This window comes from Desulfobacter sp. (genome assembly GCA_028768525.1).
GTDB lineage: Bacteria > Desulfobacterota > Desulfobacteria > Desulfobacterales > Desulfobacteraceae > Desulfobacter.
Map to the genome: position 1 here is coordinate 2556320 of CP054837.1, position 24309 is coordinate 2580628.

Annotated in this window: 24 protein-coding genes; 16 read left to right on the top strand and 8 right to left on the bottom strand. The window is 54.5% G+C overall.

All coding sequences use genetic code 11. The features are described 5' to 3' along the window. The first annotated feature begins 50 nt into the window (after positions 1-50). The 12 genes from HUN04_11735 to HUN04_11790 all read left to right on the top strand — a co-directional run bounded on the left by HUN04_11735 (position 51) and on the right by HUN04_11790 (position 8753). Positions 51-335 (top strand): BMC domain-containing protein, encoded by a 285-nt coding sequence (locus HUN04_11735; GenBank protein WDP90329.1) that lies wholly within the window; start codon positions 51-53, stop codon positions 333-335. A 6-nt stretch (positions 336-341) separates the two neighbouring features. Then, entirely contained in the window at positions 342-1157 is an 816-nt protein-coding gene (locus tag HUN04_11740; protein ID WDP90330.1) for an ATP-binding protein, read from the top strand. Further along, a complete protein-coding gene (locus HUN04_11745; protein WDP90331.1) occupies positions 1150-1845 on the top strand; it encodes a phosphate propanoyltransferase in 696 nt (231 codons plus the stop codon). The genes HUN04_11740 and HUN04_11745 overlap by 8 nt, the downstream gene beginning before the upstream one ends. Continuing rightward, positions 1823-2455: a hypothetical protein gene (locus HUN04_11750; protein ID WDP90332.1), complete on the top strand. Its 633-nt coding sequence runs from the start codon at positions 1823-1825 to the stop codon at positions 2453-2455. Before HUN04_11745 ends, HUN04_11750 begins: the two co-directional genes overlap by 23 nt. A 14-nt stretch (positions 2456-2469) precedes the next feature. Then, entirely contained in the window at positions 2470-2763 is a 294-nt protein-coding gene (locus HUN04_11755; GenBank protein WDP90333.1) for a EutN/CcmL family microcompartment protein, read from the top strand. Between the two features lie 7 nt (positions 2764-2770). Further along, positions 2771-3325 (top strand): BMC domain-containing protein, encoded by a 555-nt coding sequence (locus HUN04_11760; protein WDP90334.1) that lies wholly within the window; start codon positions 2771-2773, stop codon positions 3323-3325. Between the two features lie 22 nt (positions 3326-3347). After that, positions 3348-3698 (top strand): hypothetical protein, encoded by a 351-nt coding sequence (locus HUN04_11765; protein ID WDP90335.1) that lies wholly within the window; start codon positions 3348-3350, stop codon positions 3696-3698. A 59-nt stretch (positions 3699-3757) separates the two neighbouring features. After that, positions 3758-4219 (top strand): DUF861 domain-containing protein, encoded by a 462-nt coding sequence (locus HUN04_11770; GenBank protein WDP90336.1) that lies wholly within the window; start codon positions 3758-3760, stop codon positions 4217-4219. Positions 4220-4232: 13 nt separating this feature from the next. Next, the gene (locus HUN04_11775; protein ID WDP90337.1) at positions 4233-5540 is read left to right on the top strand and encodes a 4Fe-4S dicluster domain-containing protein; all 1308 of its coding nucleotides are present in this window, start codon (positions 4233-4235) and stop codon (positions 5538-5540) included. A gap of 82 nt (positions 5541-5622) precedes the next feature. Then, positions 5623-6177 (top strand): BMC domain-containing protein, encoded by a 555-nt coding sequence (locus tag HUN04_11780; GenBank protein ID WDP90338.1) that lies wholly within the window; start codon positions 5623-5625, stop codon positions 6175-6177. Next, on the top strand, positions 6177-6602 hold the full coding sequence (eutP, locus tag HUN04_11785; protein ID WDP90339.1) for a EutP/PduV family microcompartment system protein: 426 nt from the start codon (positions 6177-6179) through the stop codon (positions 6600-6602). Before HUN04_11780 ends, eutP begins: the two co-directional genes overlap by 1 nt. 84 nt (positions 6603-6686) lie before the next feature. Further along, positions 6687-8753, top strand: coding sequence for a methyl-accepting chemotaxis protein (locus tag HUN04_11790; protein ID WDP90340.1), 2067 nt, complete (start codon positions 6687-6689; stop codon positions 8751-8753). A gap of 363 nt (positions 8754-9116) precedes the next feature. Here the strand turns inward: HUN04_11790 and HUN04_11795 are convergent, their stop codons facing one another. From HUN04_11795 to HUN04_11815, 5 genes are all read right to left on the bottom strand, one after another. Further along, positions 9117-10211, bottom strand: coding sequence for a hypothetical protein (locus HUN04_11795; protein WDP90341.1), 1095 nt, complete (start codon positions 10209-10211; stop codon positions 9117-9119). Between the two features lie 20 nt (positions 10212-10231). Then, positions 10232-10639, bottom strand: coding sequence for a hypothetical protein (locus HUN04_11800; GenBank protein WDP90342.1), 408 nt, complete (start codon positions 10637-10639; stop codon positions 10232-10234). A 10-nt stretch (positions 10640-10649) separates the two neighbouring features. After that, positions 10650-13145, bottom strand: a complete 2496-nt coding sequence (locus HUN04_11805; GenBank protein ID WDP90343.1) for a hypothetical protein — start codon at positions 13143-13145, stop codon at positions 10650-10652. Between the two features lie 45 nt (positions 13146-13190). Then, positions 13191-13613, bottom strand: a complete 423-nt coding sequence (locus HUN04_11810) for a hypothetical protein (protein WDP90344.1) — start codon at positions 13611-13613, stop codon at positions 13191-13193. A 724-nt stretch (positions 13614-14337) separates the two neighbouring features. After that, positions 14338-14799, bottom strand: a complete 462-nt coding sequence (locus HUN04_11815; GenBank protein ID WDP90345.1) for an Lrp/AsnC family transcriptional regulator — start codon at positions 14797-14799, stop codon at positions 14338-14340. 144 nt (positions 14800-14943) lie between these two features. Here HUN04_11815 and HUN04_11820 point away from each other — a divergent pair, with 144 nt between their 5' ends. From HUN04_11820 to HUN04_11830, 3 genes are all read left to right on the top strand, one after another. Then, the gene (locus tag HUN04_11820; GenBank protein WDP93265.1) at positions 14944-15990 is read left to right on the top strand and encodes a zinc-dependent alcohol dehydrogenase family protein; all 1047 of its coding nucleotides are present in this window, start codon (positions 14944-14946) and stop codon (positions 15988-15990) included. A gap of 314 nt (positions 15991-16304) precedes the next feature. Continuing rightward, entirely contained in the window at positions 16305-16700 is a 396-nt protein-coding gene (locus HUN04_11825) for a hypothetical protein (protein WDP90346.1), read from the top strand. A gap of 363 nt (positions 16701-17063) precedes the next feature. Beyond that, positions 17064-17477, top strand: coding sequence for a hypothetical protein (locus HUN04_11830; protein WDP90347.1), 414 nt, complete (start codon positions 17064-17066; stop codon positions 17475-17477). Between the two features lie 848 nt (positions 17478-18325). On the opposite strand, the gene HUN04_11835 is transcribed toward HUN04_11830, so the two are convergent. Continuing rightward, positions 18326-18877, bottom strand: a complete 552-nt coding sequence (locus HUN04_11835; GenBank protein ID WDP90348.1) for a hypothetical protein — start codon at positions 18875-18877, stop codon at positions 18326-18328. Between the two features lie 285 nt (positions 18878-19162). On the opposite strand from HUN04_11835, the gene HUN04_11840 reads away from it, so the two are divergent. After that, positions 19163-20341 carry a M20 family metallopeptidase gene (locus tag HUN04_11840; protein WDP90349.1) on the top strand — a complete coding sequence of 393 codons (1179 nt, stop codon included), beginning with the start codon at positions 19163-19165 and terminating at the stop codon, positions 20339-20341. A gap of 9 nt (positions 20342-20350) precedes the next feature. Here HUN04_11840 and HUN04_11845 read toward each other — a convergent pair whose 3' ends face one another. Then, the gene (locus HUN04_11845) at positions 20351-23299 is read right to left on the bottom strand and encodes a formate acetyltransferase (GenBank protein WDP90350.1); all 2949 of its coding nucleotides are present in this window, start codon (positions 23297-23299) and stop codon (positions 20351-20353) included. Positions 23300-23317: 18 nt separating this feature from the next. Beyond that, positions 23318-24256 carry a glycyl-radical enzyme activating protein gene (locus tag HUN04_11850; GenBank protein ID WDP90351.1) on the bottom strand — a complete coding sequence of 313 codons (939 nt, stop codon included), beginning with the start codon at positions 24254-24256 and terminating at the stop codon, positions 23318-23320. Positions 24257-24309: the final 53 nt, after the last annotated feature.

The following is a 24309-nucleotide window of genomic DNA, read 5'->3' on the forward strand; positions in this document are numbered from 1 at the left end:
TTAAACACGCGGCCCATGCCGGGCCGCCAACAAAACAAAGGAATAATAAAATGACTACACTGAACGCACTCGGAATGATCGAAACCAAAGGATTTGTGGGCGCTGTTGAAGCAGCCGATGCCATGGTTAAAGCCGCCAACGTCACCCTCATCGGTAAAACCCAGGTGGGCTCCGGCCTTGTGACCGTATCCGTACGCGGCGACGTGGGCGCTGTAAAGGCCGCCACCGACGCCGGCGCCGCTGCGGCAGAACGGGTTGGGGAACTGGTTTCCGTCCATGTCATTCCCCGCCCCCACGGCGATGTTGAAATGATTCTGCCCAAGCTTGAAGGCTAGGCATAGATGAAGGTCATCACCGAGGCCACCCTCAGATCCCTGTTCCGGAAGGCGCCCTTTGACACCTTCCAGGTTGAAAAAGGGCAGATCCTGACGCCGTCGGCGGCCGGCTTCCTGGCTGAACGCAAGATTCAGATCCTGGAAGCCGGTGCCGACCCGGCGCCGGCTTCCAAGCCCCAGACACCAGACGGAAACGAGGCCCCTCCTGCCGAAGAGGCCAAACCGGCGGAGAAACGCTATCCCTATGTTTCCGCATTGGACGGGAGCCGGTACGAGGCCAAGCCCGAGCACATGACCCACCTGGCCGGAAACCGGCTGATCCCCAAAGACCATCCCCGGATCGTTTTCCGGGGAAAGCTGGACAGCCTCCAGTCGGCCATCCTCCTGGTCCAGGCCCACGCCATTGAAAAGGGCCTGCCGGGATTGTCAGCGGACCTGGGCCAGATTCTGGACTGGACAAGGGAAATCATGAAGGCCGATGTCCTGGACACGGACCTTGAAATGGAATGCACCCTGGGACTGAGCACCGACGAGTTACGGCAGCACTCCCATTATCCCAAAAAACACTACGGCGTCGGCCACATCATGCCCGCCGTTGACATGGGATACACCCTGCTGGCCCTCAACGATCTGAGAAGCCGGGTCAGGGAAGTTGAAACCTGTGCAGTGAATGCCTTCAGGTGCGAATTCAAAACCCGCCGCCAGGACCTGCTCCAGGCCCTGAACCGGATGAGTTCCGCCGTTTATATACTCATGGTCCGGGAACAGGCCGGGGTTTATTCCCCCGGCCAGCCCGGGGTGACGGATAAGCAATATGGATAATATGAATATTGAAGAGATTGTCAGGGATGTACTGGTGGAACTGACCCGGTTTCAGGAGGGGAACCTGACCCCTGCCGAAGCCGACGACACCATCCCCGTGGAAATGTCGGCCCGCCATGTCCACCTCTCTGAAAAGGATGCCCTTGCACTTTTCGGCACCCCCCTGACACCGGTACGGGAGCTGTCCCAGCCGGGCCAGTACCTGTGCAAGGAGCGGGTCCGCCTCATCGGCCCCAAGGGGGTGATGGACAATGTGGCCGTGCTGGGGCCGGCCAGGGATCTTTCCCAGGTGGAGATATCCCTTACCGACGCCAGGTCCCTGGGCCTTGACGTGCCCATCCGCCAGTCCGGGGATGTCCAGGGGACGCCGGGCATACTGCTCTCCTCGGGCAGCAGCATCGTGCCCCTTGACCAGGGAGTGATCGTTGCCGGACGCCATATCCACATGTCGCCGGATGATGCCCGGCGGCTGGATGTCAGGGACCGGGAACTGACGGCCGTGCTCATGGAAGGCAGACGCCCGGCGGTATTCCGGGATGTGCTGGTCCGGGTCCACAAGGACTTTCGGCTGGCCATGCACATTGATGCGGACGAGGCCAACGGCTGCGGCTGCGGCCCCGGCACCCGGTGCAGGATTGTAAAAGATCCCGTGAAGGAGGCCGGCAATGACCGAGGCCGCCTTAATTGAACAGATTGTCAGGAAAGTCCTGGCCGGCATCCGTGAATCCGCGTCTCTGGAATCTTTCTCCTCCTGTTTTTTGATTCTGGGGACAAGGGAAAACACGGACATGGAAAAGCTCACCGCCCACCTGCCCACCGGGGCCGCCACGGTCTTTACCGAAGACCGCCCCGGGCTGCAGGTGATGGACCCGGTACACCAACCGTCCCGTGAGTACGAGGGAATCATTCTTCCCTCCTTGTCCATGACGGCCATGGCTGACCTGGCCCTGGGCCGGGCAACGGAAAAAACGGGACACAATGTCCTGGAACTGCTCATGTCGGGGTATCAGGTAAAGGTGATGGACTTCGAGTACACCGCCTTCAGGGAGGCGGCGCCCCCGGCCCTGTGGCAGCTGTATGAATCCTATCGGAAGACCCTGGAGGGATTCGGCCTGACCCAGCTGGCACCGCCGGCCAAGGGGGCCCTGACGGTACAAAAAAAACTGGTGACCGAACAGGAGATCCAAAGGCTCCACCAACAGGGCGTGTCACGGGCCAGGATCGCGGAACGAACCATTGTGACGAGCCTGGCAAAAGATCTGGCCGACGCACTGGGAATCGAAATTCAACGGTTTTAAAACGGAGAATAATTATGATCGTGGGAAGCGTGGTGGGAAATGTATGGGCGACCCGGAAAGAGGAAACCCTAAGCGGACTAAAACTCATGGTGGTCATGCCCGTGGACCCGGTGACCGGTGAAAAAAAAGACTGCCTGGTTGCCGCGGACCAGGTGGGCGCCGGCATCGGCGACCTGGTGCTTGTGGCCACAGGTAGTTCCGCCCGCCAGGCCCCACAGACCGACGGCACCCCTGTGGATGCCGCCATTGTAGGGATCATCGACCAGGTGGACACACCGGGTGCACCAGCCGCAAACCGGCTGGGATAAGGAAATTATGACTGAAATACTGGATACGTTGGGGTTGGTTGAAACCCGTACCATTGCAAGCGGCGCCCGCCTACTTGATATCATGCTCAAGAGGGGCGAGGTTGACCTGCTCCAGGCCGGGGCCATCTGTTCCGGGCGGTTCCTCATCCGGGTGACCGGGGCCAGGGATGCGGTCAAGGCTGCTGTAACTGCCGTGGTTGAAGATCCGGCCGCAGTTGACACCTTTATCATTTCCCGGATCAGCGCCCGGGTGATCCGGGCGCTGAAAACCAGAACCATGCCGGAACCGGGGCAGGCCCTGGGCCTGGTCGAAAGCCGGCGGTCCGCTTCAGGCATCGCCGCTGCAGATGCAGCCGTGAAACGCGCCGATGTGACCCTGGTCCGGCTGGCCGTGGCCCGGGGCATCAACGGAAAATCCTTTATCCTGGTTGCCGGGAACCTGGCCGCCGTGGCGGAGGCCGTTGAAGCGGCCTGCCTGCATCTGGATAAGGATCTTTTGGACAGCACCGTAATTCCCAACCCCGACCGCCGGGCTGCTGAAGCCCTGGCCGGAACGATCTAAATCCAACACTGGAGAGAACAATATGAAAAAAGAACTCATCGGCCCCAACAACCTGGATAAGTTTCTAGGACCGGAAGAGACGGTTTTCAGAATGGGACCGGACAAAATCCTGACCCCGGGTGCCAAGGATATCCTCAGGAACCGGGGCGTCAGAATCGAATATACCAAAGAGACCTGCCCTGCCCCGGCCGCCACGGATGCCTGCGGGCCCGACGCACAGCTCAGGGCCATCGGTTCACCGGACCAGGTCCGCAGCCAGACCTGCATGGCCATGACCATTGTGGACCTGCTGGGCAGGGAATACGGAATTCAAGATCCCGAAGTATTAAAAGAAATTACCCTGGCTGTAATGTCAAAGATAGACGCAAACTAGATAACCATCCTTGATTCACAAGGTTAGTATACAAAGAGACACAAAGGAGATAGTTGAAAATGGACATCGATAAAAACATTCTGGAATCCATTGTAAGAGAAGTTGTTGCCAAGCATATGGAAGGGGCTGCCGGCCAGGCCGCCGAAGAATTCAAATCCGACCGGGACCCGGTTTCCGGCGTGAAATCCGTTCAGATCGCCACCGTGAAACCTGAAAAATTCGATACCGGCAAACCCGGGGACAAGGTATTGCTCAAGGACGTCCTCACCCTGGAAGAAAGCCCCCGGCTGGGCTGCGGCCTCATGGAAATGGAAGCCACCACCTTTGACTGGACCCTGAACTACGACGAGGTTGACGTGGTTCTCGAAGGCAGCCTGACCATCATTGTCAACGGCAAAAAAGTCACCGCCAACAAGGGCGAACTGGTATTTATCCCGGCGAACACCACCATTCAGTTCTCCGTTCCCGAATACGCCAAATTCGTCTATGTGACCTACCCGGCCAACTGGGAAGATCAATAAGGATTACTGCTTTATGGATGCTGTTAACCGGATCAAGGAAATGGGGGTGGTGGGTGCCGGCGGTGCCGGGTTCCCCACCCATGTCAAGGTGAAGTCCAGCGCCGATACGGTTCTGGTCAACGCCGCAGAATGCGAGCCCCTGCTCCACAAGGACAAGCAGATTCTCATCCACCGTGCAGATGCCTTTTTCAAAGGCCTTGAAACGGTGATGGCCGCCGTTGGCGCCCAAAGGGGAATCATCGGCATTAAGCGGAAACACAAGGCCATCATCGACGCCCTGTCCGCCCGGCTCCCCGGCCGGGTGGAGATCTGCGCCGTGGATGACTTCTACCCGGCCGGTGATGAACTGACCCTGATCCGGGAAACCACCGGGATCATTGTTGAACCCGGGCAGCTTCCCATCTCCCGGGGCATTGTGGTCAACAACGTGGAGTCCCTGTACAATATCGGCATGGACCGCCCTGTGACCACCAAGTTCATCAATATAGCCGGAGAGGTGGAAAACCGGCATACCCTTGAGGTGCCCATCGGGATCTCCTTTAAGGAAATCCTGGACTACGCATGCCCGACCATCGCCGATTACACGGTGATCGAAGGCGGCCCCATGATGGGCAGCATTGTGACGGATTTCACCCGGCCCGTGACCAAAACCACGGCCGCCCTGCTGGTATTTCCCAGCGACCATGTACTCATCAGAAAATACAGGGACATGGCCTCGGAGAAAACGGTAAACAAGATCGGCAAGGCCGGCTGCGACCAGTGCACCTTCTGTACGGAACTCTGCCCCAGGTACCTTCTGGGACATCCCATCCAGCCCCACCGTGCCATGCGTTCCCTGGTCTTCCACAATGAAGATGCCGGTGAAAAGACCGTTCAGACCCACGCCCTCTACTGCTGCCAGTGCAACCTCTGCTCCTTTGTTTCCTGCCCCGAAGGCCTGTACCCTTCCCAGGTCTGTATCAACAACCGGCAGGCGGCCATTGAACAGAAACTGAGCTATGACGGGCCCCTCTCCAATGAGGGACACCCCCTGGCCCAGTACAGGAAAACCCCGTCACGCAGGCTGAAGACCATGCTGGATCTGAACCGCTTCCCCGATTCAGGGGAATTGGCCGACCATGTGTTCACACCGGCCGAACTGACCATTCCTCTGCGCCAGCACATCGGCGGTCCTGCCGCTCCGGTGGTCACCGCCGGGGACGCCGTGGAAAAGGGAGAGAAAATCGCCACCATGGGCGAGGCCCTGGGCAGTGAAATCCACTCCCCGGCAGCCGGCCAGGTCAGCCATGTGGACGACACCTGCATCCGGATCGTCCCCTAAAAACAGCATCACAGAAACAAACAGGGACGGCGGACCGCCGCCGTCCCATTGCATATAAAGCGTAAAAACAAGGATTTTACCCATGCCCCATGCAATAGGCATCATCGAATTATCCAGCATCGCAGCCGGGTACGACACCCAGGACGCCATGATAAAGGCTGCCGAAGTAACCCCCCTCATCGCCCGGACCATCTGCTCGGGCAAGTTCCTCATCGTCATCGGCGGCAGTGTTTCCGCCGTGGATGCCGCCCTGAATGCCGGCAAAACCCAGGCAGCCGGCTTCCTCATCGAGCACCTGAACATTCCCAATGTGGATCCCCAGGTATTTGCCGCCATTTCCGGGAACGTGGATCTCACCAATGCCGGCCATAGGTCTTTGGGGATCGTGGAGACCTTTTCCGCCACCCCCATTATCGAAGCCGCCGACGCCGCGGTCAAAGCGGCCGATGTCCAGCTGCTCAGGGTCCATGTTTCCATGGCCATCGGCGGCAAGGGTTTTTTCCTGGCCAACGGCGACACTGCATCGGTTACGGCTGCCGTGGATGCAGCCGTGGAAACCATCAAAGAATCCGGCATGCTGGTCAACCGGGTCGTAATCCCGGCCGCCTCTCCGGAACTTTTAAAAGAATACATCTGATGAAAAAAATCATGTTCATCGGCCAGACCGGGTGCGGGAAAACCACCCTCACCCAGGCCCTGCGGGGGCAGGAGATCTCCTATGTCAAAACCCAGGCCGTGAAATACTGCGGCATTGTGGTGGACACCCCGGGTGAATTCGTTGAAAACCGCAGGTTTTATTCGGCCCTGATGACCTCCGCCCTCAAGGCCGACATCATCGGCCTGGTCCAGGACGCCACCCGGAAAACTTCTATTTTTCCCCCGAAATTCGCTGCCATGTTCAGGAAAAAAGTCATCGGCATCATCTCCAAGGCGGATCTCTCAGAAGGAGACGCCGAACGTTCCGAGCGGTTCCTGAAACGGGCCGGTGCGACGGCCGTCCTCACCACCAGCGCCACGGACAAAACCGGCATTCCGGAACTCATGGCACTTCTGGCAGATTGATCTTTGCTGTCATCCCGACGCCTGACTGAAATATATTAGGACATCTTTAAGCTTTACAGAAAAAATTGCATCAAGGAGAACCCAATGTTTAAAAATGCAGGCCTCAGAACCAAAATGCTCGTATCCGTCTGTCTGGTGGTTCTGGTATCCTACGCTGTTACCATCACATACATCACCATGAATGCATCTGAAATGGCCAAACGGAATGCGGAAGAAGCGGCCCATGAAACCGCCCTGAAATACGGCGGCCACATCCAGGCAGAGCTGAACAGGGTCATGGATGTGAACCGGACCGTCGCCCATGTGTTCGAAGGGATGAAAAACAGCACAAACGCCCCGTCCCGGGACGATATGAATGAAATTCTCAAGCAGACCCTGAAACGGAATCCCGGCATTATCGCCATCGACACCTGCTGGGAACCCAATGCCCTGGACGGCAGGGACGATGAATTTAAAAATGCCGCAGGGCATGACAAGACCGGCCGCTTCGTCCCCTATTGGCACCGGGGCAACGGCCCCATTGAGGTGGAGCCCCTGCTGAATTTCGACAGCGAACCCTGGTACACCGTCCCCCGGGATACCGGAAAAGAGGTGTTGACGGATCCCTATCTCTATCCCGTCGGCGGCAAGGATGTCCTCATGGCAACCATCGTCGCCCCCATCAAACCCCAGGGGAAATTTCTGGGCATGACCGCCATTGACCTTTCCCTGGAAATTTTCGCCAAAATGAATGAAGAGGTAAGGCCCTTCGGTACCGGGTACGGATTCATCGTGGCCAATGACGGGTATATCGTGGCCCATCCGGCAAAGGAGGTGGCCGGGAAAAAATTACAGGACATCGTTGAACCGGAAACGGCTTCAGCCATGATGACGGCGATCAAATCCGGAAAAATCTACTCCGGCACCCGAACCGCCATCGCCGGCAAAGATGCCTCCCTTCAGCTCATGGTGCCCATCCTTGTGGGAGATACCGACACCCCATGGAGCATGGGGGTGAGCATTCCCATGGACACCATCATGGAAAATGCCAAATCCCTGAGAAACACAAGTATCATCATCGGCCTGGCCGCGGTAATCATCCTGTTTTCCGTCGTCTTTTACATTTCCCATGCCCTGGTGACCCGCCCCCTGAACCGGGTGATCCACGGGCTAAAGGACATTGCCCAGGGGGAAGGGGACCTGACCCTGCGCCTTCCGGTGAATTCAAAGGATGAAATCGGAGAACTCTCCGGCTGGTTCAATACCTTCCTTGAAAAACTTCAGCGCATCATCAGAGAACTGGCCGGAAAATCCGCAGACGTGGACAGCGCCTCAACGGGGCTGCTGGCCATTGCCGAAGAGCTGTCGGGCAATGCCCGGGATACCACGGGAAAAGCGTCAACCGTTTCTGCAGCCGTCGAGGAAATGTCTGCGGCCTCACTTTCAGCGGCCGCCACCATGGAACAGGCGGCAGCCAATATCAATATGGTATCGGCCTCGGCCGACGAGATGGCCTCCACCATCCGGGAAATCGCCAAAAATTCCGAAACAGCCAGATCCATAACGGAAAATGCCGTGGGGCAGGCCGGAGACACGGCCGGACAGATGGCGGAGCTGAGTACCGCGGCCACAGATATCGGCAATGTTACGGAAACCATCAGCGATATTTCAGAACAGACCAATCTACTGGCATTGAATGCCACCATCGAAGCGGCCAGGGCCGGTGAGGCCGGAAAAGGGTTTGCCGTGGTGGCGGGGGAAATCAAGGACCTGGCCAGCCAGACCGCCCGGGCCACCCAGGATATTAAAAACAGGATTACCGCCATCCAGGGGGGGGCCGGCAATGCCGTAAAGGGCATCGGTGAGATATCAGGGATCATAGAAGAGGTGAACACCATTGTGGCCACCATTGCCACAGCGGTTGAGGAGCAGTCCGCCGCCACCAATGAGATCGCCAATAATATCGCCCAGGCTTCCCAGGGCATCCAGGAGGTCAATGAAAACATCAGCCAGAACTCCACATCCGCTGCCGGGATATCCCAAGAGACCGCAGCGGTCAACCGGACGGCCGATAAAATGTCCTCATCCTCCAGCCAGGTGCATGAAAATGCCGGCCAGATGGCCTCCCTGGCGGCCCGCCTCAAGGAGATCGTGGATACGTTTAAAATATAACCGCTGAAGCAGACGGGGCCGGATCATTGATCCGGCCCCATGCGAATTTCAAAGTGCAGCGGCCGGAGCTATCGGGTGGGAGCGATGCTCATTTTGCTGATCGTTCATGGCTGCTGCGCCGTATACGGACAGTGACCAGCAGCCCGGAACCCAAGAGGACAGCCCCGGCGCCTGCGGCACAGCCGTCATAAAACCCGGGATTTCACCGGCCGTTGAGGAACTTTTTCCCCAGAATTGAGGTTAATGGAAGATAAACCGACTGAAAACCGGAAATTTATTACCCGATAGTCACTGATATCTGCCTAACCGATCCCAAATACAATCCCGAACATTTTCCGGATCTTAAAACGGAATCAAACTCTTTCAGGCCGCACATATCCCGTACCGGGGCAGTATATCCCGGATCACGGTCAGGCGGTGGGTCTGCAGGGCATCGTGGAAAAGCTTCCAGTCACTGCCGAGAAAAGATGGATCATAGGGAAAGACATCGCTTTTTTTGTCTTTTATTTTCCGGGTTCCCAGGGCCTGGTGCTTCCAGGAATCCGGCCCCTTGGCCCTGTATGCCAGCTTTGCCGGGGGGAAACTGAAATACCCCTGGCCGATCTTCTTCAGCCATTGGCCGTGGCGGGTCTCCCCGTCTTCATCCTGAATGGACCTGAACAGGCCGGAAATCTTGTCGTGATCATCTTCGGGCAGCCCGGGAACCTCGGCGTCCGGGTCTCCGGCCCGGTACCGCTGCATGGCCCGGCAGAGCTGGTTTGCGGCCTGGGAAAAAATCTCTGAATTGTCCCGTTCCACCGTATTCCCCTTGCTGTCCCGGTATTTCCATTTCAGGTAGGGCCGGTCCGGATAACTGAGGGCGGCACCGTGGCCCAGGGGCAGGACCCCGCCAACAAATCCGCCGGCCACATCGTCAACCGCGTCGCCGAAAAAATCTTTGAGCTTTCCCAGAACGCCCCTGTCCGGGGTATCCTGGTCATCCAGGGCCGAGATATTGTTCACCTCGTGGGTGATACCGGCAAATCCCTGGTGGGCCCAGGTATCCGCATATACATGCATGGTGATGCCCAGGCGGTGGAGCCCGTAAAGGGCATCCTTCTCCCTGATGCAGGCCCGGACCATCTCTTTTGCCACAGGGCTGTCCGGACGGCAGATAATTTTTTCAACAAAGGTCCCGCCGGGGTTCTCTCCTGCCCGTTTCCCGCCGTTTCCGGGTAAAAAATGAAAGGGAATCCAGACAAAATGGTTGGCCAGGGCGTCGAAGTTCTTATAGTCCAGGGCCTTGTGGGCCGAACTGATATGGGAATACATGGCGTTGTTATTGAACTTAATGGTGCCGCTGTTGGTGGCGTCGTCCACGTATTGGGCGCAATAGGCAACGGTCTCGGCTTCTCTGTGGCCGAAGCCGGCCAGCCGGGCCGCCACGTAAGTGACGGCATGGTGGAAATCTATCTGCATTTTAACTCCTTTTCAGGTGATTAGACCTGGCCCGTGGCCATGAGCTGAAGGCGTTTGGCCATGTAAGCGAATTTGTACATGTAGTTCAGATTGCCGTCCACCACCACATCCTGCCGCAGGATGGAACCGAGGATATCGGGCTTGGGCGAAAAAATGAAATCCCTGAGGGCCTTGGCGTTTTTAAAACTGATGATAATATCCGTATTGCTGATTTCTTTTTCCTTTACCTTCATTTTTCCGTCTTTAAAAACAGTCGAAATGGTGATCCCGCCGTCCCGGCTCCGGAACAGATACCGTCCCTCGAAGCCCTCAATCTGCCGCCGGAATTCTCGGCTGAATACGAAGAAAAGCCCCATGGCATTGAGAAGCAGTTCCAGGAACTCCTCGGTGATTTCAGAATCAAAGGACTCAAATATCTCTTTCAGCATGACTGCCTCCTTATTGGTTTGACATCATCTCTTTATATGCTTCGGGAAAGGGAACCGCCCGGCCGGTCTTTATATCGTAGGCGGTCCGGGTAATGATCTCGTCCTTCATGGCCGGGTTCAGATCCTTGAAATAGGCGGAGTATCCAGACACCCTGACAAGGAGTTCGGGGTAATCGTCCGGCGCCTCCTTTGCCCGGATGAGATCTTCGTAGGACATGATATTGAACTGGATATGAAGGCCCCCCTGGCGGCAATAGGCTTCAACGACCTGGCCCAGGGCCGCCACCTCCTCCCGATCGGGCACCGACGGGAATTTGTAATTAAGCGCTTCTCCGCTGGCAATGCATTTACTCTCAAGCTCGGCGATCATCCTCAGGGAGGTGGTCAGCGCTTCAGCGGCCTGGGAGACGGGGGTGATGCCGCTGGCAAATACCTGATGGGCCTTTCTCCCGTTGGGAAGTGCCCCGGCCAGCTTTCCCTGGCCGGCATGGTTGGTCATGGTCCAGTATCCGGGCCTGTATTTCCCGCCCCTATAGTTCACATGGCGCTGGTAAAAATCATAGAGGAACCGGATGACCTTCTGGGAGTTTTCTTTGGCGATGTCATTATCCGTCCCGTACTTGGGCGCCCGCTTTACCAGATAGGCATGGAGGGCCTCATATCCCTTGAAATCAGCCTCAAGGGCGGCCTTGAGCTCGGCAAAGGTGCATTTTTTGTCAACGAATACCGCCTGCTGGATGGCATTCAGGGAGTCCACGGTGTCGGCAAAGCCGATATGGGTGGCCCCGGAGGAATTGTAGCGGGCACCCCCTGAAATGAGATCCCTGCCCGTTTCCATGGGCCCCTCAAAAAAGGAGGACAGCAGGGGCGACGGCAGGATTTCCTGGTAGGCCCGCCCGAAAAGTTCGTTGAGTTCAACCGCCTTTCCCGCCAGCCAGGTAAATTGGGTTTTAAAGGCGCCCCAGAACTGGTCATAGGTCTCAAAATTGACCGGTTCACCGGTCACCGGGCCGATCTGCTCGTCGCCGGTCACCGGCCGTTTGCCGTTGTTCAGGGCCAACTCCAGCACAGAGACCAGGTTGAGCATGATGGAACTGGAGGCATCGTAACTTCTCCCGGGCACCCCCAGTTCCACGCATCCGATGACGGCATAGTCCCGGGCATCTTTCTCCTCTGTCCCCTGTTCTTTAAGGACCTGGATATTGGTTACATCGTTGAGATAGGCCGGCACCGCCTTGGTGTTGACAATGACCTGGGCAATACGGTCCCGGTATTCCACTGAATTTTTTTCGTAGTGAAAACGGGCGTTGAGGCTGGGGTCACGGGTTTTCAGCAGTTCCGTGACCCTGAGCATGATATAGGTCAGGTCGTTGACCGCATCCTCCCCCTCTTCGTCGACGCCGCCCACGGTGACCGCGGGAACCGTGCCCGCGCCCCCGAACAGCTCCTCCGCCGTCTCCGGCACGAGGTTGGTGTTGTCGTTGAGCTTGAGCCAGAGGCAGCCCACCAGTTCCATTGCCGCCTCCACGGTGAGGTCACCCCTGTCCATATCCGCCCTGTAGTACCGGTAGAGGATCTGGTCCAGCCGGCCCGGACTCATGGCCATGTTGATATTTTCAGCATGGATGGCCACCTGGATCAGCCAGAGGGCATTGACCGCCTCCCGGAATGTCCTGGCCGGTTTTGCCGGGACCTGCCCGCAGACCTCGGCCATCTGGCGGTAGTTTTCTGCCCGGTCGGGGTCCGTCTCCCGGTCGGCAAGTCTGGAGGCCTCCCGGCTCAGGTTCTGGGCATAGGCGATGACGCCTTCCATGGCAATCTGCACGGCTTTATAAAAATCGATTTTCTTCAGGGTTTCCCCATCCCTGTCCCCCGAATTTATGAGGGCCGCCTCCTTTGACGCCGCGTCTTCAATAATATATTCCACCCCCTTTTCCAGGGCCAGGGTGTAGCAGGGAATGGTGTGGGAAATACACCCGGCCTTGGTGGCCAGGAAAAAGACAATGCGCTCGAATATCCTCATGGATTTCGGGTTGCCGTGCTTCTTTCTGGTGTATTCAAGAATATTTCTATCCATCCAATAGGGATAGATCTTAAAATTCAGTTCATCGGCCGCCTCCCGGGTCAGTTTCAGTGGGTTTTTCTCCCGGTTGCTGATGGTATCCAGTTCAGGCCATATGGTCAAACCGGTCCATTCGGGATAAACAGGGGCGCAAAAGGGTTTGGAACCGGTGGTCCCGGCCAGGCGGTTATCATCGAAAAAAAGAGGGGTTTTTCTGGAAAGAAAATATTTGGCGGCATTGGCGTACCGAAGTTCACTGGATTGGTCCTCCGGTGCGCTTTCAAGGGATTTGGTATAATGTCTGGCCCTTTCTATGCAGACCTCCGGCTTCTCGGCGAGCAGCCCCAGCCTGAGCTGTTTGAGAAGGGGCAGGGTGTCAAGGGTATATTCCGCCAGTGAAATGTCCGTAAAGGACACCTTTGCGGAGCTGTTTGAATGGCTCATGCGTAACCTCCTTGGAGCAATAGATAAATCCTGTTTAAAAAATGTCTAGTCGGGTTGAATTTTCAATTTCAACCGGCTCTTATTCCCGGAGAGAAGAGAAAACCGGCTATCGGCCAGCCGGAACCCGGACTCGGCCTTTTTTATGGATAGATACTGTGGATAGACAGACTCCGGATCCAGCTCAAGCTGAATCAGGTCAATGCGTATTTCCCCGTCCCGGATTCCCCTGAAGATCAGTTTGCACCCGTTCATGACCAGGGCCTGGTCCCTTGCCAGGAAAACCGTATCGTCGATGGTTTTGGATGTGCTGACAAAATGAACCACGGCCTGTCCATTGTTCATCCGAATCAATACCCCGGGTTTGGAGGGAACGGTCCAATAATAAAGGCCGATAAAAAGGGGGATAATAACCAGCAAAAAAACAAGAACTGGGCTCAGGGTCCTGTTTCTGTCCGTTAAGGGCATCATGGCGGGTCTCCTTAAACAAGATCAAGGTTCGACAAACAGATGGGGCACGGCCGTTGGGAGAAATGAGAATCAGAAGAATTTCAATATGCTGCAAAAAGAATGGAGGCTGTGTTCCCACGGCACCGGAAATCAGAATCCGGCCGGCTGAATTTACTATAATACAAAAACGGTTTTGGCGGCAAGCCCAAATTCAGCGGGTTTCAGGGCCTGCGCATTTAAACACGATGAGAAAAATTAAGGCCCGGTTGAACCGCTTTTTTTTGATAAACGGGCAGAACCCGGCCGCGGCACGGGGGAACGCTTCCGTTTTAGCCTTCCCGGTCGTCCTGACCGGGAAGGCAGTGAATGAACTGCCGCCTCCGCCGTCCTGGCAGCCGGCAGTCCATACACCACTCCATCGTTCCCCCGCACCACGGCCTAGTCACCCAGACAAACCTTAACCAGTTGTCAGATTTCCAAGGTAATACCTTTCCTATTCCGGGTGCAGATCGAGATAGTCTCCAATATTCTTGATTTACCCAGAATAAACTTCATCCGGTATATTCTTTCCTTTTCAATAGGCACCCCTATATCTTGTGGTCGAGGAAATTTTAAAGAAAGTGGTCAATCATAGACAAAATCAACGCTTGTTTACATCTAAATTTTTTATAGAGTAAACCGATTGAATACGACTTTGTTTTGATTCTTGAGATCCAAATGAAATATTTATTTTCATTATTTTATTTTATAATGGGAGTTTAAAAGAAGACTTTAATTCCCGCAAAGAAATGTTTGATGTGATGTCTGTTATTCCAGGTATTTTTCGTAATTTATGGTCGATAAATTCAACATAAGCATCTAAATCTCTTGCCACAACAATTAATAAAAAATCAGCTGCCCCTGAGGTGTTGTGACAGGCCATCACTTCCGGGCATTCGTTAATCGTATCTTCAAAAAGTTGTGTTAGCTCTTTATCATGCTGAACAAATTTGAGCTGGATAAAAGACATAACCCCAAATCCAAGCTTTCTTCTGTTTAATATGGCTTGGTATCCTTCAATAATCCCACTTTCTTTCAGTCGTTTTAGTCGTCTCCAGCAGGGTGCTTCACTTATTGAAAGCTGTTTGGCTAATTTAACATTTGAAATTCTACCATCTTGCTGTAAGGCACTTAATATTTTGATATCAAATCCATCAAGGTTATCCATGGGCAATAATTCCTATCATTTTGTCTCTATATTGAAATTTTCTTTCTATTTATTCACAAAAAAGATTTGAAAAAGCAAGCACATTTCAACTTGAATATTATATATTATTATCAGTCGGTTAGTAAAATTAAAGAAGGAGGAATGATGAAGGCGATAATGTATGAAGCGTTTAGGGGAACTCCAGAATTGGTAACTCTACCCGACCCGGAACCGGGAATCGATAGTGTCGTCGTTAAGGTGAAAGCCACAGGTTTGTGCCTCAGCGACTGGCATGGCTGGGTAGGCCATGATCCTGACATTCAACTGCCCCATGTACCCGGCCACGAACTGGCAGGTGATATTGTAGCAGTAGGTAAGAATGTTTCTCAATGGAAAGTGGGTGACCGAGTTACAGTTCCATTTGTCGGCGGGTGCGGTGGATGTCCTGAATGTCATTCCGGGAATCATCAGGTCTGCGATCATCAATTTCAGCCCGGCTTTACTCATTGGGGCTCTTTTGCCGAATATGTGGAGATTCATTACGCAGATATCAACCTTGTTCAACTGCCTGAGGAACTTGGCTATGATGTAACAGCAAGTCTCGGGTGTAGGTTTGTCACCTCTTTTCGGGGGGTCGTAGACCAGGGGCGTGTCTCTGCGGGCCAGTGGGTTGCCGTCTACGGCTGTGGTGGTGTTGGCCTGTCAGCCATCATGATCGCAACCGCGCTGGGTGCAAACGTTATAGCCATAGACATAGCCGACGACAAACTTGGACTGGCCAAAAAAATGGGGGCCACCCATACGATAAACAGTAAAACGTTGTCAGATCCGGTCGAAGCCGTGCGAGATATATCCTTGAGAGGCGTACATGTTTCCATAGATGCACTGGGGCATCCTGAAACCTGCTACAATTCTGTTGCCAATCTTAGAAAAAGGGGAAAACATATCCAGATTGGACTTATGGCAGGAGACAGCAGCTCGCCCAAAGTTCCCATGAGCCAGATCGTTGCCAATGAGCTTGAAATTTATGGAAGTCATGGGATACAGGCCCATAGGTATGATGCGATTTGGGAAATGATAAAGACTCGGAAAGTGAAGCCGGAAATGCTGTTAGGAAAAACCATTTCTTTGAAAGAAGCCATTCCAGCATTAATGACTATGGACCGTTATGAAAACCAAGGCATAACCATCATTGATCCGGCTTTGAACTGATTTCTATCTCTTGTTATTTATTTGGCTTTGGCAGAATCCACTGTTCTTTATTTTTATGGTGGATTCTACCTTAAAAAATCAATTCCGGTATCAAGTAAGGAAATAACAGCAAAATGATAATGGTATTAAAGGGGCTTGTTAGAGGATTAAAGGCCCTACGTATAATAGTTCTAAGTATCGTCATATAAAAATTAAAATCCCGGAGTTCAAATTCTTGCTTGCCATCCAGAAGGCAGATAGGATAATGTCCTGTAAGATTAACAACATGCCTAAATGTATGCCATTGCATCAAGATTGTAAAAGAGATAGTCAATATGAAATTTGAAGCGCATGGTGATTTTGAAATCACTGTCAAAGGAGAAGTCTTCATTATAAAATTTTGCCATAAATGGAATTTAGAAGGCGCTAAATTTTTTTTTACGAAGTATAAAGAATGCGTTAAACAGCATAATTTTAAAAATTATGGTGTGTTGAGTGATCTCAGACCATTTGAAGGAGGAACCCCGGAGGCGATTGACTTTTTTGAGGTTGTTGGTGATTGGGCAAAAGAAAATGGGCAGATTGCCCGTGCACTGATTATGGATTCCTCCATAAAAGAATTAACCATGGTTGCAATAAACAAAGGAAAGGAACGTTTTCCTGCTCAAGTTTTTCATAGTGAGAAAGAAGCTTTGCAATGGTTTAAGAATTTTGGTCTTAACATTTCATAAGATGGTTGAAACAGAGGGATTAAATTATTTTCCCGAGAATGGACTTGCGTTGACATATTTCATTGAACGAAATGAGTAATACCAAAGCGTGTATTTAGGGTATTTAACTGGAGAATGTGAAGATCAAACGCCCAATGCAATAACAGATCTAAGTAACGCCACGAAAAATCTAAATTCTATAACTGATAATCTTTCATGCCTTCAAGGTGCCAGTCAAGATATTTTCCAACAATCTTGACTGTTAGTTCATGGATTTAAAAGTCTACCGTTTTTATTCATTCACTACAAAACCTTTCTTGATTGTGATATATTTATTATTCTTGCAAGAAAACTTGTGTTTTATAGATTTAAGAGAAATGAGTCATGATTACGAAAATTGAAACGAACTTTTATTCATTGTTCGTTTATGAAAATATACTGTATATTCAGATAACTGCTTCATGGGATGCTGACGTTGTAAAGAGGCAATACCAAGATTATCTATATCTTACCGATAAGTACTTTAAAGATAATAAATGGTGCCAGATTGTCGAATTTGTAAACGATGTATTACCAACACCTGATGGTATAGAAGAAATGATGAAATTTATGGGAGGGGAAGGGCCTGAACCCAAGGCCAATCATTTAATGCATGTTGTAGGTGATTCTTTATTGAAGGACGGAGTATTGAAGGAAGTTTTTAAGAGTGCTATTTGGACTGAAGTTGAGCATTTCAAAACCATGAAAGATGCCCTTAAAAAGGCAAAGTCCATTGGTTATGATATTTCAGAATTCTAAAATTATTCTACACTGGATAAAAGCCAAAGGCTAAGCAGTTTCGCATAGACCTGGTTATTTAACCTCAAAACACCATCGAAATGTTCAATTTATTTATAGAGCTATGAGTGCATAAATTTCAGAGGCTGTAACTAATGATATTGAAGATTGATTCTAAAAACGAAAAAATAGTCATTTATGTTCAGGTTTTCAATCGCAGCGATTATAATCAAGTGATCGTTTCTTCAGTTTTAGGTGAAGGTTTATACATTTAAGCTCTTTACCCTCCAAAATCAGTCAGGGTGAAGGATTATTGCATCAAAATTGCTGAGCCCAATCATCATATATTCGGATGAATATCGTTGATCAAAATGAGTAATAACAAGGAGTGGACTAATGGTATAAACTGTCGCTTTTGGTTCTGATCCCCGACCGCAACATATGGTATGCAGGCCTATTCTGAGCAGGGGGGCTAAAATCAAGCGGCTTTTGAGGAGCGGACTGCCATCCCCTGAAGGGCAGAAACTGGACGGCAAAGGGCCGGTCCGAAAGCTTCGGAGCGGCTCACGACAAGCCGCGCAGATAAAGCGTCGTCCCCTCCCCGTTCAAGGCCGGCGCTTAGGTCTTCCTATCCCTTCTTTTGTTCCGATTTTTAAATGCCTTAACCCTGAGCGGATTTCAGGGCGCATGCATTTTGAAAATACGTAAGATATTTTCACCCGCCCATTGAGCGCTTCGCAGACAATTTGCCCATCAGGATGATGGCGATCAATAGTACAGGAATCCCAGTGCGCGGTTGGTTGCACCCAAAATCGACCCATTGAAAAAAAGAGGTAAATTTCAGATGTGGATTATGGATATCCAGAAACTCATGGAGAGCTGGACTCCGTCATGGTCAGACGTTCAACCAAAAGTTCATATTCGCCAAAGGGGTGGGCAGAAAGGGAGAGTATGACCCCGGATTCAGCCGGCGGTGTCAGAATTTTAATATTCAGCCTGGATCCGGGCGCAATCCCCACCCCGGCCGGCCAGCGGACACTGTAATCCGGCTTGCCCATCACCGGGGTAAACCTTATTTTGTACCGTCCCCCCGGCCGCCCCTTGATACCCACATAGGAAATATGCTCCCCGCCCACGCGCCCTTTTATCCGGCAGCGCTCCCCGGCGCGGTCCAGCCGGATGCAGATCCCGGAACGGCTCAAGGATTCCTTGTTGAAAATCAACCGGCCCGGGCAGTCAACCGCCATCAGCCCCTGTTCTGTATCGGTTTCCGGCCAGGCTGGCCGGGGGAGAACAATAATTACCCCTGCCAACAGGCAGAGAAGAACGGGAAAATGGCGCATATTCATCTGGTATACCGGCGAATCACCCTGTGCGCTCCATGGCTTCTGAAAAACGGAGACAGGGTATTGGTCCGCCATTTTCCCGGAAATTCGTCACGCCCGGCCCAACTTGCCCCGGCAGAACACAGGATACAGAGGCAATTCCATTCAGCCACCAATTTTTTCATAGTATCTCCATTATGCAGTCAACTTGAATCAGGGGAGAATATTAAGGAGACCAAACGATGTCAAGCCATGATGGTCCCCCAAACAAATCCAATGCAAGTAATTGGGGCGAACATCCTGTCAAACACTTTACACCCCAACCTTTTACTGTTATGCATAATTTTTTATACAAACCGGCCGAACCAGGAGAATACGCCCATGGAATCTGAAATCCTTCAAAATATTTTTGACCGATACCGCGCTGCCGTTGAAGAGATCAGCCTGGATATTCACGCCCATCCGGAACTCTCAGAAGAAGAATTTCGGGCCTGCCAAAGTCAGGAGAAGCTCCTTGAGAGATGGGGATTCAGCCTCCAGAAGCAATACAAAGGGCTGCCCACGGCCTTTGCCGCCACCTGGGGCAATAAAGGCCCCCATGTCTGCCTCATGTCCGAATATGACGCCCTGCCCGGCATCGGCCACGGCTGCGGCCATAACCTCATTGCCGGCACGGCCCTGGGTGCCGGGATTCTCCTCAAAGAGATCCTGGAAAAAGAAAACCTGGCCGCCCGCCTCACCGTCATGGGCACCCCGGCCGAGGAAAAACGGGGCTGCAAGGTGGACCTGATCCAGGCCGGCGCCCTGGACGATGTGGATCTGGTGCTCATGGCCCACCCCTCGGACCACCCCACGGCCCAGTCCAGGGGCTCCTCGGGCATCATCCAGTTTGAAGTCCATTTTCAGGGCCGGGAGGCCCACGCCGCCGACTGCCCGGAAATGGGGGCAAATGCCCTGGATGCCGCCCGCCTTCTCTTCAGCGGGGTGGACTGCTGGCGCCAGCAGCTGCCCGAAACCTGCCGGGTCCACGGCATCATCACCCAGGGCGGCACGGCGCCCAACATCATTCCGGGAAAGGCCTCGGTGGATTTTTATCTGAGAAGTTTTGACATGGACTACCTGGAATCCATGGAAGAGCGGTTTAAAGATATGGCCAGAGGGGCGGCCCTCATGACTGCCACCCGGATGGAAATCAAGAAAATCCCCCACACCTACAAGCCCGCCCGCCCCTTCCATACCCTGAACCAAACCTTTATGGACCTGGCCGGGGCCGCCGGCATGGCCCCCCAGTGGCTTGGCCCGGGACGGGGCTCATCGGATTTCGGCAACGTCACCCACGAGGTGCCCGGACTCCACGTCTATTTCAACATCACCCGGGGAGAGCATGGCATCGTCCTCCACTCCAAGGAGTTCACCCAATGTGCCGGTTCAAAGTTCGGCCTCGCCCAGATGGAAAAAACCAGCATAATCCTGGCCCAGATCGGATACCGGTTCATGACCGACACAGCTTTTCAAAAACAGGTGAAGGCGGATTTCCTTCAGGACACCGGCGGGAATTAACCCCCTGGATCAGACCCCGTACTCGGCCCGTTCGATAAGTTCAATCTGCTGCTCCCGGTTCAGGCTGACAAAATAGGCATTGTACCCTGAAATGCGCACCAGCAGATTCCGGTAATTCTCGGGATTGGCCATGGCATCCTTGAGCACCCTGGAATCCACCATGTTGAACTGGATCTGCATACCGCCCTTGGCGCAATAGGCCTTCACATAACCGGCCATGGCATCGATGATCCCTTCCCTCTCCCCGTCCCCGGGCACCAGTTTTACGTTAAAGGCGATGTTGTTGTCCATATGGTCCGGGGTCAGGCCGGCCACATCGGAAATGAAATCCAGATAATTCCTGGAGGCATGGGGCTGGGGAGTAAGGCCGGGGGTGAACGCCTTTCCGGCCCGGCGGCCCGAGGGCAGGGCACCGGACAGGTTCCCGTAGGCCACATGCTGGGACATGGACCAGAACCCGGAGGTGTAGGGTCCCCCGCGGAAATTCCGGTGGCCGGCATATATGCCGTGGATGAGGCCGGTGACCCGGTCGGCCATGGCCAGGGCCTCGGGGCTGCCCGAGCCGAAGAGGGGCACCCGGTTCCGGACCAGGGCGTGGATTTTTTCGAACCCCTCGAAATTATTGTCAACGGCCGCCTTGAGTTCGGCAAAGGTAATTTCCCTGCGGTCGAACACCAGGGTTTTCACGGCCATGAGGCTGTCGGTGACATCTGCCAGCCCGATATTGGAAGCCCCCGAGGTGTTGTAAAGGGCCCCGCCCCGGGTCAGGTCCCGCCCCTGTTCAATACATCCCCGGGTCAGGGCGGAAAGCAGAGGGGTGGGCCGGTATTGGGCATGGATCTCGGCATAGATATTATTCAGGGCCACGGCCTGGCCGATGAGGAAACGCTGCTGGGCGGCATAGGCCTCAAAAAATGCTTCAAAATCGGGAAACTCCGTTCCGGTCTCCGGTCCCAGATCCCATTCCATCAGGGGATGGCGGCCGTTGTTCAGGGCCATTTCCAGGGCAGCCACCATGTTCATGAGGATGCTGCCCGTATGGCCGCAGTGCCGGCCGGCAATGGTCTGCTCCACACAGCCGATGGCGCACCAGTCCCTGAGGTCCTCCTCGGGGTAGCCATGGCCGGACAGGGAGGCGAAAACGGCGTCGTCATTGTGCATGGAGGGGGTGGCCGATGTGGTATAGTTCACTTCGCACAGCCTGCGGACATAGGTGTCTGAATTGAGGGAGGGGCTGATCCGGGCATTGACGTTGGGATCATGGAGACAGAGCATCTCGGTGACCTTGAGGCAGATATAGGTCATGTCGTTCACCCCGTCTTTCCCCTCGGGGGTCATCCCGCCCAGGGTGATGGCCTGGTCCGCCGGAGATCCTCCGAACAGGTAATTGCCGATATCCGGGGAAAGGGGCATGTGGTCGGTGAGCCGGAGAAAAAAACAGGCCGTCAGCTCCACGGCGTCCCGGACATAGGCTGCCACCGCCTCCGGGGTAAGGCATTTTTCCACATCGGCCAGGAAATAGGGCTGGAGCCATTGGTCCATGCGGCCGATGGAAAGACCGGTATTGGTATTTTCCATATGCAGGCCGATCCAGGTAATCCAGATGCTCTGGAAAGCCTGGGCCAGGCTCTCCGGCGGCCGGCGGGGGACCCTGTCGCAGGCCGCCGCCATATCCATCAGTTCCCGGCGTCGCCGGCCGTCGGCTTTCCCATGGGCCATCTGCCGGGCCTGCCGGGCCAGATTGGCGGCGTAAGCCTCAAGCCCCATCAGCCCATGGGCCATCCCCTTCAGGGAGTCCCGGGCATCGGGCGCCAGGTCCTCTTTCCTAAGCCGGACTTCTATCTCCGCTCTGATGCCTTCGGTCCCCTTCTCCAATACCGCCTTAAAATCCGGGGCCGTATGGGAGATCCCCACGGACTTCCAGCAGAAATAGGCCACAAAGCGTTCATCAATCTCCAGCCCCAGGGGGGTATTGAACTTTTCCCGGGCCAGCTCCCGGAAATTGCGCCGGGCCCAGAAGGGAAAGATATCGCTGAGCACCTTCCGGGTATCATCACTGATGTCGTAAGGATTGAGATGGCGCTTGTCTATGGATCCCAGCTCCCCCCAGGCCATGGTGCCCTGGGCATCGGGATAGACAACCACCCCGCAGATGTCGCTGGCCGTGGTGGTCCCGGCCAGAAGCTGGTCGGCGGCAATTACCGGGGCCTTGCTGGCCATGAGGTGGGCCAGGGCCCGCCCCTGGCGCAGCACCGGATGCCAGGGCCGGCCCCGGTTATCCCTTTCAAATCCGTTTTCCCGGAACCAGGCCGTTAATATGGCGGGCCGTTCGGCGCAGAGCTCCGGCCGGGTATCCCGATGGCGTTCCAGCAACCGGGCCAGCCGGGGAAAATCCTGCAGTGCCATTTCCGAAAGATAGGGATCCGCCAGCACGGCAACACAGGGATCCGAATGATTGTCGGCGTTCAGTCCCTCCCGTTGCCGGGCCTTGAGCGCCCCGGACAATTCCGGGTCATGGATGCCGTATTCCCGCCGTCTGGCCGCCCTGTCACTCCGGTGGCGCCGGTCCAGCATCCGCTGCTGCCGGCCCCCGATGAGCAGGGACAGGTAGTAATTGAAGAGCTGGAGATAGCTCATGTTCCCTTTAAGGGTGATCCGGTTGCGCAGCATCATGATCAGGATGTCGTTGGGCGGGGCCGATGCCATTTCCCTGAGAACGGCGTGGTCCCGGGCCCGGAGCACCACCGAGGCATCCCGGTGAATGCCCCTGCAGACCCTTACCCGTCCCTCACGGAACGAGATGGTCTGGGAGACTTTGCCGTCGCCGGTGCAGATCCCCACTGAAAAATTAATCCACCCCTCGCTGTTTTTCAAATGGCCCCGGAGCCCGGGCAGACGGTTGAATGCCACCGCCATCCCCCTGAGCGCCAAGGCAGTGGCCAGATTGTAAAGGGCCATGAATGCCTCCTGATATCGTTATTCCGGTGTTATTCCCCCGGGGCGGGTTGAAATCCCCTGGCGGGCAAAGGCCGCCTCCCATTCCGCCATCTCTTCCCTGCCCATCCACCGGTCCGGCAGCGTCTCCCCTTCCCCCGGTTCAATGCCCAGCTTGGTGTGTTTCTCCCGCCACAGGGGATGGTAGGGCAGCAGCCGGGCCGCTCTCACCTTCTGGGACCTGTAAAAATCAAGGATGGCCGACAGATTCTCCCGGGTATCGGTGATTCCCGGAATCAAAGGGGTCCGGGGGACCACCGGCACCCCGCCGTTCAGATATCTGCGGTAAAGGATTTGGAAATTTTCCAGGATAAGCCTGTTGGACCGCCCGCAGTATTGCCTGTGGGCCTCCGGGGCCATGAGCTTAATGTCAAAATAGATAAGATCCAGATGGGGATAGACCCTGGCCTCAAACTGATCCATGTCGAACAGGCCGCAGGTTTCCACCAGCACATGGATCCCTCTTTCTTTCAACGCCTCTGCCGCCCTGCCTAAAAACTCCGGAAACAATGCCGGTTCCCCCCCGGAAAACGTCACTCCCCCCCCGGAGACCTCGAAAAAAACCTTGTCACGTACCGCCTGGGATACAACCTGGTCCACCGTCATGGGCCGCCCCACCCGTTCCAGGGCCCTGGCGGGGCAGGCCCCGGCGCAATCAAAGCAGAGCGTGCATTTTTCCCGGTCCACGAAAAAAGGATTGTCACTGGCCAGGGCATTTTCACCGCAGACCTTCATGCAGGTGCCGCACCCCACGCAACGCTCCGGATCAAAGGAAATCTGGGGCCCAGCAATTTTGCTCTCAGGGTTATGGCACCAGGCGCAGGAAAGGGGGCAGCCCTTGAAAAAGACCACGGAACGGATGCCCGGTCCGTCATCCAGGCTATTGCCTTTGATATCGAGGATGAGGGGTGTATTCGCCATCTGGTCTCCGACCCGCCTCGGTAATGGTTATCCACATGAACAAATGCCGACTG

Bases quoted from the DNA above. Each gene is read 5' to 3' on its own strand.
- HUN04_11825 (WDP90346.1), top strand. From the start codon at position 16,305: ATGAAATTTGAAGCGCATGGTGATTTTGAAATCACTGTCAAAGGAGAA.
- HUN04_11810 (WDP90344.1), bottom strand. From the start codon at position 13,613: ATGATGCCCTTAACGGACAGAAACAGGACCCTGAGCCCAGTTCTTGTT.
- HUN04_11765 (WDP90335.1), top strand. From the start codon at position 3,348: ATGAAAAAAGAACTCATCGGCCCCAACAACCTGGATAAGTTTCTAGGA.
- HUN04_11755 (WDP90333.1), top strand. From the start codon at position 2,470: ATGATCGTGGGAAGCGTGGTGGGAAATGTATGGGCGACCCGGAAAGAG.
- HUN04_11815 (WDP90345.1), bottom strand. From the start codon at position 14,799: ATGGATAACCTTGATGGATTTGATATCAAAATATTAAGTGCCTTACAG.
- HUN04_11780 (WDP90338.1), top strand. From the start codon at position 5,623: ATGCCCCATGCAATAGGCATCATCGAATTATCCAGCATCGCAGCCGGG.
- HUN04_11840 (WDP90349.1), top strand. From the start codon at position 19,163: ATGGAATCTGAAATCCTTCAAAATATTTTTGACCGATACCGCGCTGCC.
- HUN04_11740 (WDP90330.1), top strand. From the start codon at position 342: ATGAAGGTCATCACCGAGGCCACCCTCAGATCCCTGTTCCGGAAGGCG.
- HUN04_11835 (WDP90348.1), bottom strand. From the start codon at position 18,877: ATGGCGGACCAATACCCTGTCTCCGTTTTTCAGAAGCCATGGAGCGCA.
- HUN04_11745 (WDP90331.1), top strand. From the start codon at position 1,150: ATGGATAATATGAATATTGAAGAGATTGTCAGGGATGTACTGGTGGAA.
- eutP (WDP90339.1), top strand. From the start codon at position 6,177: ATGAAAAAAATCATGTTCATCGGCCAGACCGGGTGCGGGAAAACCACC.
- HUN04_11735 (WDP90329.1), top strand. From the start codon at position 51: ATGACTACACTGAACGCACTCGGAATGATCGAAACCAAAGGATTTGTG.
- HUN04_11850 (WDP90351.1), bottom strand. From the start codon at position 24,256: ATGGCGAATACACCCCTCATCCTCGATATCAAAGGCAATAGCCTGGAT.
- HUN04_11790 (WDP90340.1), top strand. From the start codon at position 6,687: ATGTTTAAAAATGCAGGCCTCAGAACCAAAATGCTCGTATCCGTCTGT.
- HUN04_11805 (WDP90343.1), bottom strand. From the start codon at position 13,145: ATGAGCCATTCAAACAGCTCCGCAAAGGTGTCCTTTACGGACATTTCA.
- HUN04_11845 (WDP90350.1), bottom strand. From the start codon at position 23,299: ATGGCCCTTTACAATCTGGCCACTGCCTTGGCGCTCAGGGGGATGGCG.
- HUN04_11770 (WDP90336.1), top strand. From the start codon at position 3,758: ATGGACATCGATAAAAACATTCTGGAATCCATTGTAAGAGAAGTTGTT.
- HUN04_11760 (WDP90334.1), top strand. From the start codon at position 2,771: ATGACTGAAATACTGGATACGTTGGGGTTGGTTGAAACCCGTACCATT.
- HUN04_11800 (WDP90342.1), bottom strand. From the start codon at position 10,639: ATGCTGAAAGAGATATTTGAGTCCTTTGATTCTGAAATCACCGAGGAG.
- HUN04_11795 (WDP90341.1), bottom strand. From the start codon at position 10,211: ATGCAGATAGATTTCCACCATGCCGTCACTTACGTGGCGGCCCGGCTG.
- HUN04_11830 (WDP90347.1), top strand. From the start codon at position 17,064: ATGATTACGAAAATTGAAACGAACTTTTATTCATTGTTCGTTTATGAA.
- HUN04_11775 (WDP90337.1), top strand. From the start codon at position 4,233: ATGGATGCTGTTAACCGGATCAAGGAAATGGGGGTGGTGGGTGCCGGC.
- HUN04_11820 (WDP93265.1), top strand. From the start codon at position 14,944: ATGAAGGCGATAATGTATGAAGCGTTTAGGGGAACTCCAGAATTGGTA.
- HUN04_11750 (WDP90332.1), top strand. From the start codon at position 1,823: ATGACCGAGGCCGCCTTAATTGAACAGATTGTCAGGAAAGTCCTGGCC.